The 12,602-nt window shown below is 71.0% G+C and carries 13 protein-coding genes and 4 pseudogenes; 9 read left to right on the plus strand and 8 right to left on the minus strand.

The genetic code is table 11. The annotated features are described in order from the left end of the window. Positions 1 to 39: 39 nt before the first annotated feature. A pseudogene (locus tag OG698_RS13255) lies at positions 40 to 441 on the minus strand (group II intron maturase-specific domain-containing protein); the annotation flags it as partial. Here OG698_RS13255 and OG698_RS13260 point away from each other — a divergent pair. Next, positions 397 to 672 (plus strand): hypothetical protein, encoded by a 276-nt coding sequence (locus tag OG698_RS13260; protein WP_406103237.1) that lies wholly within the window; start codon positions 397 to 399, stop codon positions 670 to 672. The pseudogene OG698_RS13255 and the gene OG698_RS13260 overlap by 45 nt on opposite strands. Before the next feature lie 29 nt (positions 673 to 701). Here OG698_RS13260 and OG698_RS13265 read toward each other — a convergent pair. Together OG698_RS13265 and OG698_RS13270 are read right to left on the minus strand one after the other, a co-directional pair. Beyond that, positions 702 to 845, minus strand: a pseudogene (locus OG698_RS13265) (IS630 family transposase); the annotation flags it as partial. A 323-nt stretch (positions 846 to 1,168) separates the two neighbouring features. Continuing rightward, positions 1,169 to 1,351: pseudogene (locus OG698_RS13270) on the minus strand (hypothetical protein); the annotation flags it as partial. A gap of 97 nt (positions 1,352 to 1,448) precedes the next feature. Between OG698_RS13270 and OG698_RS13275 the strand changes: the two are divergent. Further along, positions 1,449 to 1,693: pseudogene (locus tag OG698_RS13275) on the plus strand (transposase); the annotation flags it as partial. Between the two features lie 127 nt (positions 1,694 to 1,820). On the opposite strand, the gene OG698_RS13280 reads toward OG698_RS13275, so the two are convergent. Continuing rightward, positions 1,821 to 2,617, minus strand: a protein-coding gene (locus OG698_RS13280) for an IS5 family transposase (RefSeq protein ID WP_406111030.1) whose coding sequence is annotated in 2 segments (ribosomal slippage) — positions 1,821 to 2,282 and positions 2,285 to 2,617 — 795 coding nt in all. Because the reading frame shifts where the segments join, the coding sequence is not laid out codon by codon here. Between the two features lie 160 nt (positions 2,618 to 2,777). Continuing rightward, the gene (locus OG698_RS13285) at positions 2,778 to 2,903 is read right to left on the minus strand and encodes a hypothetical protein (RefSeq protein WP_406111748.1); all 126 of its coding nucleotides are present in this window, start codon (positions 2,901 to 2,903) and stop codon (positions 2,778 to 2,780) included. Between the two features lie 172 nt (positions 2,904 to 3,075). On the opposite strand from OG698_RS13285, the gene OG698_RS13290 reads away from it, so the two are divergent. From OG698_RS13290 to OG698_RS13300, 3 genes are read left to right on the plus strand one after another with little or no spacing between them, the layout of a single operon-like run. Further along, positions 3,076 to 4,314 (plus strand): FAD-dependent monooxygenase, encoded by a 1,239-nt coding sequence (locus tag OG698_RS13290; RefSeq protein WP_406111032.1) that lies wholly within the window; start codon positions 3,076 to 3,078, stop codon positions 4,312 to 4,314. A gap of 45 nt (positions 4,315 to 4,359) precedes the next feature. Beyond that, on the plus strand, positions 4,360 to 5,631 hold the full coding sequence (locus OG698_RS13295; RefSeq protein WP_406103238.1) for a VWA domain-containing protein: 1,272 nt from the start codon (positions 4,360 to 4,362) through the stop codon (positions 5,629 to 5,631). After that, on the plus strand, positions 5,631 to 6,482 hold the full coding sequence (locus OG698_RS13300) for a hypothetical protein (RefSeq protein WP_406103239.1): 852 nt from the start codon (positions 5,631 to 5,633) through the stop codon (positions 6,480 to 6,482). The genes OG698_RS13295 and OG698_RS13300 overlap by 1 nt, the downstream gene beginning before the upstream one ends. Positions 6,483 to 6,546: 64 nt before the next feature. Here the strand turns inward: OG698_RS13300 and OG698_RS13305 are convergent, their stop codons facing one another. Next, positions 6,547 to 7,185 carry a winged helix-turn-helix transcriptional regulator gene (locus OG698_RS13305; RefSeq protein WP_406103240.1) on the minus strand — a complete coding sequence of 213 codons (639 nt, stop codon included), beginning with the start codon at positions 7,183 to 7,185 and terminating at the stop codon, positions 6,547 to 6,549. A gap of 92 nt (positions 7,186 to 7,277) precedes the next feature. On the opposite strand from OG698_RS13305, the gene OG698_RS13310 reads away from it, so the two are divergent. Together OG698_RS13310 and OG698_RS13315 are read left to right on the plus strand one after the other, a co-directional pair. Continuing rightward, positions 7,278 to 8,486 carry a pyridoxal phosphate-dependent aminotransferase gene (locus OG698_RS13310; RefSeq protein ID WP_266743651.1) on the plus strand — a complete coding sequence of 403 codons (1,209 nt, stop codon included), beginning with the start codon at positions 7,278 to 7,280 and terminating at the stop codon, positions 8,484 to 8,486. Next, a complete protein-coding gene (locus OG698_RS13315) occupies positions 8,483 to 9,115 on the plus strand; it encodes a peptidase (RefSeq protein WP_406103241.1) in 633 nt (210 codons plus the stop codon). The genes OG698_RS13310 and OG698_RS13315 overlap by 4 nt, the downstream gene beginning before the upstream one ends. Before the next feature lie 338 nt (positions 9,116 to 9,453). On the opposite strand, the gene OG698_RS13320 is transcribed toward OG698_RS13315, so the two are convergent. Continuing rightward, entirely contained in the window at positions 9,454 to 10,188 is a 735-nt protein-coding gene (locus tag OG698_RS13320) for a hypothetical protein (RefSeq protein WP_406103242.1), read from the minus strand. 71 nt (positions 10,189 to 10,259) lie between these two features. Between OG698_RS13320 and OG698_RS13325 the strand changes: the two genes are divergently transcribed. Further along, the gene (locus tag OG698_RS13325; protein WP_383081240.1) at positions 10,260 to 10,718 is read left to right on the plus strand and encodes a hypothetical protein; all 459 of its coding nucleotides are present in this window, start codon (positions 10,260 to 10,262) and stop codon (positions 10,716 to 10,718) included. A 56-nt stretch (positions 10,719 to 10,774) separates the two neighbouring features. Then, positions 10,775 to 11,308 carry a hypothetical protein gene (locus tag OG698_RS13330; RefSeq protein ID WP_406103243.1) on the plus strand — a complete coding sequence of 178 codons (534 nt, stop codon included), beginning with the start codon at positions 10,775 to 10,777 and terminating at the stop codon, positions 11,306 to 11,308. Positions 11,309 to 11,317: 9 nt separating this feature from the next. Here OG698_RS13330 and OG698_RS13335 read toward each other — a convergent pair whose 3' ends face one another. Beyond that, positions 11,318 to 12,595, minus strand: a complete 1,278-nt coding sequence (locus OG698_RS13335) for an SWIM zinc finger family protein (RefSeq protein ID WP_406103244.1) — start codon at positions 12,593 to 12,595, stop codon at positions 11,318 to 11,320. Positions 12,596 to 12,602 lie beyond the last annotated feature (7 nt).

Genomic DNA, 12,602 nt, shown 5'->3' on the forward strand with positions numbered 1-12,602 from the left:
CTCCTCGATATCCTCGCCGAGGGCGGCATGCATCGACACTCCGGGGCGGAAGTACGCACACCATCCTCGCAACACCGAGTTCAGCCGGTGGAGCAAGGACTCCAGCGACAAGCCGACGTTCTGCCGTCCGGTAAGTTCCTTCACCTTGCCCGTTGCGGAACGCACTGATTTCCGTGCCGGATAGGTGTAGATGTACTGCCGGTCAGTGCCCAGTTTCCGGTGGCGCTGGATGCGCCATCCGCTGTCAGCATCCTCCGCATCTCGGGGGAACCTCAGTCCGGTTGGAGGCGACGGTGCTGATCGCGGCGATCCACCAGTGGCTGTGAGCCGCTGAGAGGCCACCCAGCCGTGCCATGCTGACGCCGGAAGCGACAGCGCACGGTGGGGAGAGGTCCAGTGGCCGCCAGGTACTACTGCACAGACAGCGAGAACGGCGACCACGTCGATGACCCGTCCGAGGACGCGTTGTTCGAGCTGATCGGCGAGCTCAACGACCAGGACAACACGTTCGTCGTCATCCAGCCCGACCAGGATGATCCCGCGTGGTTCGCCTCCGTCGCGGTCCTGGACGAGGGCGGCTACGAGATCGTCCGCCGCGACACCGCTCGCCGCGAGCATCACGTGAGCACCGAGAACCGTATCGACCGGATCGCGGGCGACCTCACCAAATGAATGGCCGCCCGCGCGTTCTAAAACACGGCCTAGTCTTCTGAGTCGGGAATTCTGTTCAGATAGCTGGCGAGGCGTTCGAGGATTTCGTCTACGGTCTTCGTCCAGACGTAGGGCTTCGGGTCGGTGTTCCAGGCGGCGATCCAGTTGCGGATGTCCTTCTCCAGGGCCTGACTTCCGCGGCCCCGCCGCTGAAGGCGCGGTGCGTCACCGGGATGCCGCCGTCGCCGGTGACCGCCAGTCCGGCCTGGATCTGCTTCAGGTCGGTGCGCCGGTCCTTGGGATGCCCGAACTTGACCACGGGGTAGCCGCTGTCGGGGTTGTCGTAGGCGCCGTAGAGGGAGACGCTGGTCATGTCCCAGTGGCAGCGCGAGGCGTCGATGCCGAACTCGGTGATCGCCTTGGCCCCGATGGAGCCGATGAGTTCGTCCAGGTGCGGGGCGATGGCGTCCAGCGCGCGGGCGATGCGGTCGTCGTTGAGGAAGTCGGCGTGGATGCCGAAGACGTCCTCAACAGCCCACTGCCCGGCCCAGCGGGCCACCTTGAACAGGGGCGTGGGCGAGGACAGCCGGTTGGCGATCAACGCCTCGACGACCTGTCCGTGGGTGAGGTGGGCGACATCGCGCACCGGGCACAGTCCGTCGAGTGCCGGCGACGTCCAGCCGGCGCAGGAAGTGCGCACAGGCCGGCAGCGCCCCGAGCCGCTTCTCGACCACCGCGGTGATCAGAAGCTCGGCACGGGGACGCCGCACAGGGGAACGGTCGCGACCGACGTAGACTCGGCGATCTTGCCGCCCTGGTGCCGCAAGTCCCCGTAGATCAGCGAGGCGCTACCGTCTCTCTCTGCCTGCACGGCCTGTCCTCTGGCGACTTCGGGCCCGCCCTGGAGTAGATTCTCGGCTCCGCAGCCGGCCTGTCTGCGGCCACGGTCAGCCGCCTCACCCAGCAGTGGCAGGCCGACCACGCCGCGTTCTGCGAGCGCGACCTGCCCGGCAGCGACTACACCTACGTCTGGGCCGATGGCCCGCTGGCCTGCCTGACGCGACGAGGCCCCGCCGGATTTTCCGGCGGGGCCTCGTCGCGTGGCTGGTCAACAAGCCTCCACGGGGCAAGCCCGCTGGGGAGAATCTGGGGAGAACTTAGAGGTCATCTCAATTGGCGAGTCTGCGGTAGCAGATGAGGGTGCAGGCGATGCTGGTGAAGGCCAGGAAGTGGATGGCCTGCCGCTCGTAGCGACGGTGGAGGCGTCGGCAGCCGGCGAGCCAGGCCATGGTGCGTTCGATGGTCCACCGGTGGCGCCCCAGCTTCTGTGACGTCTCAACTCCCTTGCGGGCGATGCGCGGTGTTATGTGGCGCAGTCGGAGCCATTGTCGCAGGTGACGGTTGTCGTAGGCCTTGTCGGCGTGAAGCTTGGCGGGGCGCCGGCGGCGTGGACCGCGCCGGGATCTGATCGGTGGGATGCCGCGCACGAGTGGTTCGAGGGCCTGGCTGTCATGAAGGTTGGCGCCGGAGATGCCGACGGAAAGCGGCAGTCCGGTCCGCTCGGTGATCAAGTGGATCTTCGAACCGTACTTGCCCCGATCCACAGGATTCGGACCCGTCAGGTCCCCTTTTTCAGGGCCCGCATGTTCACCGAGTCGATCGCGCACCGCGACCAGTCCAGCTCGCCTCGAGCCCCCAGCTCGTCCAGGACCAGACGATGCAGTTTCGCCCAGACCCGCTGGCGGCTCCACTCCATGAACCGGCGGTGAGCCGTGGCCCCGGATGGCCCGAACACAGGCGGGACCTGCGACCACGTGCACCCGGTCGTGGCCACGAACACAATCGCCGCCAACACCTCACGGTCCCCATGACGACGCCGACCACCACCCTGCGGCCGAGTCGGCGCCTCCGGCACCACCCGCTGGAACAACTCCCACAGCCCATCCGGGACCAGACGCTCAGTCAGCAACACAGCACCAGGCTACCGGCATCGCCAATTGAGATGACCTCTTAGCCCCCTGGGGAGCGCCCGGGGAGAATCGGCTGCACAAGACCGCACGACCATGAAAGATCGAGAAAGACGCGTACGTGCAGGTTAGGAGGCTTCCAGGGTATGAACGCCCTGGTCAGCGGGGCCAGCTGGAAGACTTCACGACGTAGGTCCCCAGGTCGTCGGCCTCGACGACCCCCGGCACGGAGCCGCCGGTCCGCAGGGGGTTCAGATACCGGACGGCCGTCACTTCTCGCAGCACACCTGCCAGCCTAACGGGCGACGCACGCGGCCGAGGGGTGGCCGGGATCGCACCCTGCGGCGCTCCGGGTCCGCCCGGTGCCCGGCGACTGCCGGTACCGTCGTTCCGGCTGCGGAGATCTTCTTGCGCTATCTCCCTTGCGCGGGACCGATGATGAGGGACGGGACGCATGGTGAACGGTGGCCGGGTCGCGGTCGTGGGCGGGAGCATCGCCGGGTGCGCCGCGGCTCTCGCGGCCCATCGCGGGGGCGCGGACGAGATCGTCGTGTACGAGCGGGCCGCGGGCTCCCTCGCGGAACGCGGCGTGGGCCTCGCGGTGCACGACGCGCGGTACGCCGAGCTGGAGTCGGCCGGGTACATGGACGCGGGCATGCCGTGGGTGGGCCTGGTGCGCCGTCGCTGGTACGTGCGCGCCGGGGGCAAGGAGCTCGGGCGCGAGATCGCCGTCATGCCGTTCCCGTTCCGTACGTACAACTGGGGGCCGCTCTGGCGCGATCTGCGCCGGGCGGTGCCCGAGGGCGTCGAGTTCCGTACGGGTGCGTCGGTGGCGCGGGTCCAGGCGACGGCGGGCGGGGCCCGCGTGCACACGGCGGCCGGTGGCGCCGAGGAGTTCGGCCTCGTCATCGGCGCGGACGGCTACCGCTCGGCGGTGAGGACCTGCGCGTTCCCCGACGTACAGCCGCGGTACGCGGGATATCTGGCGTGGCGGGGCGCGTTCCCCGCACAGCGGCTCTCCGAGCCCGGTCTGTGGGCCGAGGAGGACTGCGCGTACGTCGTGTTCCCCGGCGGGCACCTCATCGTCTACCGGATCCCGGACGGCGGCCCGGCCGGCGGCCATCGCGTGAACTGGGTTCTCTACACGGCTCCCCCGCCGGGCGTCGACGCGGCGCTGCGCGTCGACCTGCCGACGAGCCTGCCGCCCGGCACCCTCACCGACGCGCTGCGCTCCCATCTCGCCTACCTGGCCGACGAGTTGCTGCCGCCGTACTGGGGTGACCTGGTCCGCCTCACCACCCCGGACGAGCTGGCCCTCCAGCCCATGTACGACTTCACGGCCCCGCGGTACGCGACGGGCCGGTTCATGCTGGCCGGGGACGCGGCGACGGTCGCGCGCCCGCACACCGGGGCGGGGGCGGTGAAGGCCCTCCAGGACGGCGTCGCCATCGAATCCGCGTTCCGCGCTGCGCCGGCCCTGGACGGGGCGCTCGCCGCGTACGACGACTCCCGCACGGCGGCCGGCGGCGCGCTGGTCGGGCTCGGGCGGAGCCTCGGCCGGGCGCTCGTGCAGGAGACCCCGGACTGGGGGGAGTTGGACCAGGCCGGGCTCGAGGCGTGGTGGGCACAGGCGGACGGAACCGGGGTGTTCGGCGGGAAACAGCTGGATTCCGGCACCGGCCCGCAGCCCCGCTGAGCAGTCGTTTTGTTGTGCGCGTACGTTGATCCATAAGATCCGGCGATGATCATAAGAAAACGGCTGGCGGCGGGAACGTGTGTCCTGTTCGCCGCCCTGACCATGGGGCTGACGCCCGTCGGCGCCGCCGCGGCGGACAACCCCGACGAGCAGCCCACGGCCGCCCCGAAGGTCGAGCTCGTGCTCGACGTGAGCGGTTCCATGCGGGCGCGCGACATCGACGGCGGGACCCGGATGGCCGCCGCGAAGCAGGCGTTCAACGAGGTGCTCGACGCGACGCCGAAGGAGGTGGAGCTCGGCATCCGCACGCTGGGCGCCAACTACCGCGGCGAGGACCGGAAGGTGGGCTGCAAGGACACCGCACAGCTCTACCCGGTCGGGCCGCTCGACCGCACCGAGGCGAAGACCGCAGTCGCCACCCTCTCGCCGACCGGCTGGACGCCGATCGGCCCCGCGCTCCTGAAGGCGGCCGACGACCTCGACGGCGGCGACGGATCGCGCCGCATCGTCCTCATCAGCGACGGCGAGGACACCTGCCGGCCGCTCGACCCCTGCGAGGTCGCCCGCGACATCGCCGCCAAGGGCATCAACCTCACCATCGACACGCTCGGCCTGGTCCCTGACGCCAAGACGCGTGACCAGCTCAGCTGCATCGCCGAGGCCACCGGCGGGACATACACCTCCGTGCGGCACACCGATGAACTCACCGACCGTGTCGGCCAGTTGGTCGACCGGGCCGCCGACCCCGTGGTCAACCCCGTGGCCGTCGAGGGCGCCAAGGAGTGCACCGGCGCGCCGGAGATCAAGCCCGGTCTGTACACGGACCGCGAGACGTTCGGCGAGCACCGCTTCTACCGCGTGGCCGTCGCCCCCGGGCAGGAGCTGCGTGCCTCGGTGAGCGTCGCCGCGGACCGCGCGGTCAACAAGGACTACGGCGTACTGCTGCGCGCGGTCACCGAGCACGGCCGTGAGATCGTCCGGGGCTCGGAGGCGGGCGACGGTCGTACGGACGTGATCTCGACCGGTCTGCGCTACCCGAAGCCCGAGCAGGGCGACGACGAGGCGGCGGCCGAGACCGTCTGCCTCCAGGTGTCGAACTCCTACTCGGCCCCCGCGTCGGTCAAGACGACGCCGGGCCTCCCGGTCGAGCTGACCGTCGACGTCGTGGACGCGCCGAGCGCCGCGTCCGACGTGGCCGCGTTCGGCCTCGGCCGCGGCTGGTGGCTGCTCGGCGCCCTGGTGCTCACCGGCTTCGCGGCGGGTGTGCTGTGGGGTTGGATCTCGCGCTGGCGGGTCGCGGTCTGGAGGACCAACTGATGCGTACGACCAAGCTGTTGGTGACGGCGGGACTCCTCGGCGCGAGCGCGCTGACCGCACTGCTCGGGGCCGGCACGGCGTTCGCCGGCTCCGGCGACTCGGGTGACTCCGGCGACGACAAGGCCCCCACCGAGGCGGGCACGTCGTTCCGCACCGCGCAGGAGGTGGAGCAGGGCCGGCGGGCCACCGCGGGCGCCTCCACGGGTGACTACCTGTACTGGTCGTTCCCGGCGGACGCCGGGCAGCGGCCCACGGTCAAGGCGACGGTGAAGCTGCCGGACTCGGCGGCGCGGCCCTCGGGCGCGACGTGGCGGATCGACGTGTACGACGGGCTGAGGCGCCGTCAGTCCTGCATGTACGGGACGCAGTCGAGGGCGGCGGCGCAGGATGCGTCGTCGGTCGACCTGTCCTGCACGCTGCGCACGGTGCGGGCCTGGTCGGAGCAGTGGGCGAACGACCCGCTGCCCGGCACGTACTACGTCCGGCTCACGGCGGCCACGCTGACGCCCTCGGACCAGGGGCTGCCCGTCTCGGCCGAGGTCGAAGTGACCTCCAAGAAGGTCGGCGGCTCCGCGGCGGTGGACGGCTCGCTCGCGGCCCCGCTCGTGCCGGGCTCGACGACGGAAGAGGCCGCTGCCGCCGCCGACGACGCCTCTGACGAGGAGAACGGCTCGTCGGCGAGCCAGGCGCTCGCGACGGGTGAGCCCGAGGACGGCTGGTCCTCCGGCTGGTGGTCGGACCGCTGGGTCTGGACGGCGGCGGGCGGCATCCTGGCCGCGCTCGCCGGTATCGGCGGCTACGCCCTGACGCGCGGCACGGGCCGCCCGTCCCGGGTACCGCCGGGCATGTAACCCGCCTGTCCATGGCGCCCGCACACCTCAAGTGCCGGGCGTCATGGACGAGTTGGTCTCTGCTTCACACCTCGCGCAGCACCTTCGCCAGGGCGCCGTCCCCGGACACGGCGACACGGCCCGCGCGCGCCGCCTCCTCCAGCGTCAGCTCGCCCCGCACCACGGCGACGCAGGTTTCCGTGCCGAGAACGAGCCGCGCGTCGGGCTCGCCGCCCACCGGCCCCTCGGCATAGACAGGCCCGCCCGCGCCCGAGCCGCCGACCCGCACATGGAACTCCCCCTCGTCGAGGTGGACTTCGACCACGCCCTCGCCGCCGAGCCGCTCCAGATGACTCAGGAGCGGCAGGGCGAACCAGTGCGCGCGTACCGCGTCCCTGGGCCCGCGCTCCTCAAGCGCAGGTGCGCCCCACTCACCCAGCGCCTGGAGCACCGGCAGCAACCGGCGCCCCCGCGGGGTCAGTTCATACACGTACGCCGAGACGGGCGCGGGCAGCCTGCGGCGCTCGGCGACGCCCTCACGCTCCATGTCCTTCAGGCGCGAGGCGAGCACGTCCGTACTGACGCCGGGCAGGTCGGCGTGCAGATCGGTGTAGCGGCGCGGCCCGGCGAGGAGCTCACGGACGATCAGGAGCGTCCAGCGGTCCCCGACGGCGTCGAGGGCGCGGGCGGCGGCGCAGTACTGGTCGTAGCTTCGGCGTGGCATGGCTCGCAGTCTATGCAACTTGTTGGACTTTCCAAGCGGTCACTTGGTAAAACCAAGTCACACACGTCACGGGCAGTCCGGGAGGGCACCACATGGAGTTCCGGCAGTCGAGCAAGCTCAGCGAGGTCTGCTACGAGATCCGCGGCCCGGTGATCGAGCACGCCAACGCCCTTGAGGAGGCGGGCCACAGCGTCCTGCGCCTCAACACCGGCAACCCCGCGCTCTTCGGCTTCGAGGCGCCCGAGGAGATCGTCCAGGACATGATCCGGATGCTCCCCCAGGCCCATGGCTACACCGACTCGCGGGGCGTCCTGTCCGCCCGCCGCGCCGTCGCCCAGCGCTACCAGGCGCTCGGCCTCGAGGTCGGCGTCGACGACGTGTTCCTCGGCAACGGTGTGTCCGAGCTGGTCTCCATGGCCGTACAGGCACTCCTGGAGGACGGCGACGAAGTCCTCATCCCCGCCCCGGACTTCCCGCTGTGGACGGCCGTCACGACGCTCTCCGGCGGCAAGGCCGTGCACTACGTCTGCGACGAGTCGGCCGACTGGTACCCCGACCTCGACGACATGGCCGCGAAGATCACCGACCGCACCAAGGCGGTCGTCATCATCAACCCCAACAACCCCACGGGCGCCGTCTACCCCAAGGAGATCATCGAGGGCATCCTCGACCTCGCCCGCCGGCACGGCCTGATGGTGCTCGCGGACGAGATCTACGACCAGATCCTGTACGACGACGCGGTGCACCACAGCGCCGCCGCCCTCGCCCCCGACCTGGTCGTCCTCACGTTCTGCGGCCTCTCCAAGACCTACCGCGTCGCGGGCTTCCGCTCCGGCTGGCTGGTCGTCACGGGACCGCGGCAGCATGCCCGCAACTATCTGGAGGGCCTGACGATGCTCGCCTCCATGCGGCTGTGCGCCAACGCCCCCGCCCAGTACGCCATCCAGGCCGCGCTCGGCGGCCGCCAGTCCATCCGCGAACTGACCGCGCCGGGCGGGCGCCTCCTCGAACAGCGCGACAAGGCCTGGGAGAAACTCAACGAGATCCCGGGCGTCTCCTGCGTGAAGCCGAAGGGCGCCCTGTACGCGTTCCCGCGCATCGACCCCAAGGTCCACCCCATCGTCGACGACGAGAAGTTCGTCCTCGACCTGCTGCTGCGCGAGAAGATCCAGGTCGTCCAGGGCACCGGCTTCAACTGGCCGCGCCCGGACCACTTCCGCATCCTCACCCTCCCGTACGCTGACGATCTAGACGCCGCGATCAGCCGGATCGGCCGCTTCCTGAGTGGGTACCGCCAGTGACGTTCTGCACCACCTGCGCCCTGCCGAGCCTGACGCAGTTCGCCTCGCCCCAGCTCGTCGAGGCGATCGTGGAGGACGGCCACGACCGCGCCGACGACCCCGCCTGGGAGACCTCGGGCGCTGCCACGGTGGAGGACTACGCGCTGTGGTGCGGCCATCTGTGCGGCCTGACCTGCCTGCGCATGGCGCTCGGCCCGAACGCGCCCAGCCTGTTCGACCTGCGCGACGGAGCGCTCAAGTACGGCGCGTACACCGTGGATGCGGACGGCGACATCCACGGTCTGATCTACGCCCCGTTCGCCGAGTACGCCCGGGAGGAACTCGGCCTGGACGCCACCGTCCACCGTCATCTGACGGTCGACGAGATCGCCGCGCTGCTGGATACGGGCCGGACGGTGATGGCCTCGGTCCACTACGGGATCCGCCGCCCGGAGCGGCCCGCGCCCGGCCGGGGCGGACACCTGGTCCTTGTCACGGCTCGCGACGGTGACCGCTTCCACTTCCACAACCCGTCGGGAATCAGCCCCGAAACCCGTTGCGCGGAACTGCCGTTGGCGACGTTCGAGACGTTCTTCGCGGGGCGGGGAGTCTCGTTGGGGCCTGGACATGGAGCGGGTCCGAGGGCGTAGCCGGCCCCCGGACCCCATGAATGCCACTCACATCACACGCCGACACGCTTGAGGACCCGGGTCAGTGTCAATGCCCTGCGTCCTGCCTTTGGACTACCGCCCATCGAGCTGGGCGGGCCGGATTCGAACCGGCAATTCGGGGCCTGGGGCCCGGGTCCGATCGATTCGGCGATGAGCGGCGAATACTGAGTCTGGAGCAAGAGTCTGAGATTGATGGCGGTCCGCGTGTGCTGTGCGGACCGCACCGTCACGACAAGCTTCAGCTTCAGCTTTGCGCTCCTCGCGCACCCCGGCCGCCGGCTGAGCGGCGCCCGGGGAGTCTTGTGCGGGCCCCTGGATCAGCCGAACAGGTAGCTGAACACGGGGTCACCCGCCCGCTGGTCGGTCACCTCCGCCGCGTTCGCCTCCTCGCGGGCGAACTTGACGGCCTGCTGGAGCCTCTCGATCCGCTCCAGCAGCTCGTTCACCCTGCGCGCGGGCAGCGCGCCGGAGAACTTCACCGTCGTCCAGTACCCGACGGGCACGTCCTCGTAGTACACCTCGACCTGCGCCGGGTGCTTCTCGGTCGCCTCGGCCTTCACGTGGTTGCGCGGCACCTTCTTGGTGCGCAGCGTCCGCACCGGATCCGTCTTCCAGTCGTCGGTCGACGGGTCCTGCGTCCACGACTCGGAGGCGTCGAGCACGGGCAGCTTGCGCACGAAGGTGTTGAGGTCGACGAGCTGCTTCTCCAGGAAGAGCAGGTATGCGACCGGCACCTGGCTCAGGACGGCCCGTCCGTCGACGGTGACATCGGCGCGCGCCTCGCAGTTCGCCCAGTCCTTGGTGGCGGTCACATCGAACAGCCGGGTGAGCGTCTTCGCGGTGTCCCGCAGCACGTGCTCGGCCTTCACCTGGACCCGTGTCGACTCGGGCGGCAGCTGCTCGCCCTCCTCGTCCTTGGGCTGGTAGGTACGCGAGATCCCGGCCAGGAGCGCCGGCTTCTGAAGCCCGTGATGGGCCGCCGTCAGGTCCTGGTGTGCCTTGGACTTGACGCCTTTCTCCACTGCGATGATCTGATTGAGTTTCGTTGCCACGTGAGAACGGTAGTCAGGCACCGCACTCCGAATCGAATGGTTTTTCCCCGGCCCACGAGGAGCGACTCACCATGGATGCGGCGCTGATAGCCGTGCTCGGCACCCTGCTCGGTTCCGTCGTCACCCACTTCTTCCAGGCGCGGTCCACCGAACGGGTCGCCGGACTCGCCCGCGCGGAGCAGCTGCGTCAGGAGCGGATCTCCAGCTACAGCGCGTTCGCCGGGGCCCTGTTCGACTACCGGCGCAGTCAGAACGACCGCTGGTTCCGGGCCCATGAGGTGCCGGGTTCCACGCAGGCGGAGGAGGCCCGATTCGCCTCGTACGAGGCGCGGATCAGTGCGCGGCAGGCGCTGGCGCGGCTCCAGTTGGTGTGTGACCGCGCGGACACGCGCCAACTGGCGGAGAGCTCCTTCGAGTTGGCGAACTGTCTGCATGAGGCGGTGGACGAGGAGGACCGGGACCGGCGGTCACAGCGGTGCAAGGAAGCCCTGACGAGCTTCATCGACTCGGCGGCCCCGAGCGTGCGCTGACCGTGTGTCCGACATCGCCATGAGCGATCACCGGCCTCGGTGGGCACTACCTCTGCATGACAGACAGGCCGCTGCTCCTCCTCGACGTCGACGGGCCCCTCAACCCGTACGCCGCCCGCCTCCCCCGTCTGCGCGGTTACGCCGCTCACCGCGTCCACCCGGCGAACTGGCTCTCGCGCCAGACCCCCGGCTCGCGCCGCCACCGCCGCGGGTTACGGGTCGTACTCAACCCGTCCCACGGCCGGCGCCTGGCCGGCCTGCCCTTCGAACTGGCCTGGGCGACCACGTGGATGCACGAGGCGAACGAGATGATCGGCCCGGCGATCGGACTGCCCGCCCCGCTCCCGGTGATCGAGTGGCCCGAGCTGTTCGCCAGGGATCCCGACGGCCTCTACTGGAAGACGCGCCCGCTGCTCGCCTGGGCGGCCGGGCGGCCCTTCGCGTGGGTCGACGACATGATCACGGACCTGGACTCCCGCCATGTGACCGCGCACCACGACGCTCCGGCCCTGCTCCTGCGCATCCATCCGCGCCACGGGCTGCGCGAGACGGACTTCACGACGCTGTCCCGGTGGGCGGAGGCGTTGTGACGCGACGCTTCACCGGCCGAGCAGTGCCGTGAGGGCTCCGACGGGGTCCGTGTCGGGGGTGCCTCTCGGCCACCAGTCCTCGCGGCCCGGGTCCGACTCGTAGCCGTACCAGAGCCCTTCGCGGCCGAGGCGGAGCTGGAGGTTGTCCGTGGACAGCCTGTTGCGGTGGGGACGGAAGTGGGGGAAGTCCGCGGCGATGAGGGCCGGGCGGGCGCGGTCGAAGGGGCCGGCCGGCGGGTCCCACTCCTCTTCGAGGACGCCCAGGCCCGCGAGTCCGCCCTGGCGCCAGGCGGCGACGGCGCGGGCCAGGTCGGTGGCCGTGCGTCCGGTGCCCTGGGCGAGGGACTTGTAGAGCGCGCGCGTGGACGCCGCGAGGCCGGAGCCGGGGTGGGCGGCGGCGAGCCGGACCGCGTCCTGCCAGGGGGTGAGACCGGCGATCGGGTCGATGCCCCGGGTGAGGAACGTGTGGGCGCGGGCCGCGGCCTCCGTGGCGAGGAGGTCCAGGGCGAGCGGGTCGGGGGCGCCGGACGCGTGCGGGTAGACGGGCGGGCGGCCGGGGTGCGCGGGGGCCGGGAAGGGCGGGGGCAGGAGCGGGAGGGTGCGGGGCGCGAGGGCTTCGCGGGCCTCGACCGAGGGCAGCGCGGGGGCCGTGGCGGAGCGCTCGTCGGCGGCCCGCGCCGCGTTGCGCCGGGTGAGGTCGGCGAGGAGCTCCTGTTCGCCGCGGCCGCGCAGCAGGAAGAGGACGAACGGATCCTCGTCGAGCAGTCGTGCCGTCTGATAGCAGAGCGCGGCCGCGTGCTTGCAGGGGTAACCGTCGTCCGGGCAGGAGCAGTCGGGGATCAGGTCGCCGACGGCGGGCAGGAGGTCGGCGACGGCGGCCAGCGCGTGCGGCACGTCCTTGTCGAGGAGCGCGGCCATGTGGTCGGGGCGGGCGGCAGCCGCGTCCAGGATGCGCTCCCAGTCCTCGTCGGGGAGGGTGCGCAGGCGGATCTCCGTGCGGTACGGGCGGGGGCGTGAGCCGTGGACGTAGGCCATGACGCGGCCGGGGGTCGCGGTGATGGCGTCGACGTGTCCCCGGTCGGCGTAGGCGCGGCCCCGGGTGAGGCGGGCCGTGTCGAGCGCCGTGTCCACGAGGGCGTCCACCCACGCGTTCCCCCACCAGGTCAGGGCGAAGGCGTCGGCCGTGCGGGTGCGGGGCGGCAGGGGCGGGAAGGTGCGGCGGCGGTCGTCGACGCGGGCGCGGGCCTGGGCGTGCGCGCCGGCGCGGCCCGGCGTGTGGGGGGTCATGCCGTCC

Source organism: Streptomyces sp. NBC_01003, assembly GCF_045162695.1.
In the GTDB taxonomy this organism is placed as follows: Bacteria; Actinomycetota; Actinomycetes; order Streptomycetales; family Streptomycetaceae; genus Streptomyces.

Coding starts and splice junctions, on each gene's coding strand:
- OG698_RS13335 (WP_406103244.1), bottom strand. CDS start 12,595: ATGACCCCCCACACGCCGGGCCGCGCCGGCGCGCACGCCCAGGCCCGC.
- OG698_RS13325 (WP_383081240.1), top strand. CDS start 10,260: ATGGATGCGGCGCTGATAGCCGTGCTCGGCACCCTGCTCGGTTCCGTC.
- OG698_RS13330 (WP_406103243.1), top strand. CDS start 10,775: ATGACAGACAGGCCGCTGCTCCTCCTCGACGTCGACGGGCCCCTCAAC.
- OG698_RS13300 (WP_406103239.1), top strand. CDS start 5,631: ATGCGTACGACCAAGCTGTTGGTGACGGCGGGACTCCTCGGCGCGAGC.
- OG698_RS13310 (WP_266743651.1), top strand. CDS start 7,278: ATGGAGTTCCGGCAGTCGAGCAAGCTCAGCGAGGTCTGCTACGAGATC.
- OG698_RS13295 (WP_406103238.1), top strand. CDS start 4,360: ATGATCATAAGAAAACGGCTGGCGGCGGGAACGTGTGTCCTGTTCGCC.
- OG698_RS13305 (WP_406103240.1), bottom strand. CDS start 7,185: ATGCCACGCCGAAGCTACGACCAGTACTGCGCCGCCGCCCGCGCCCTC.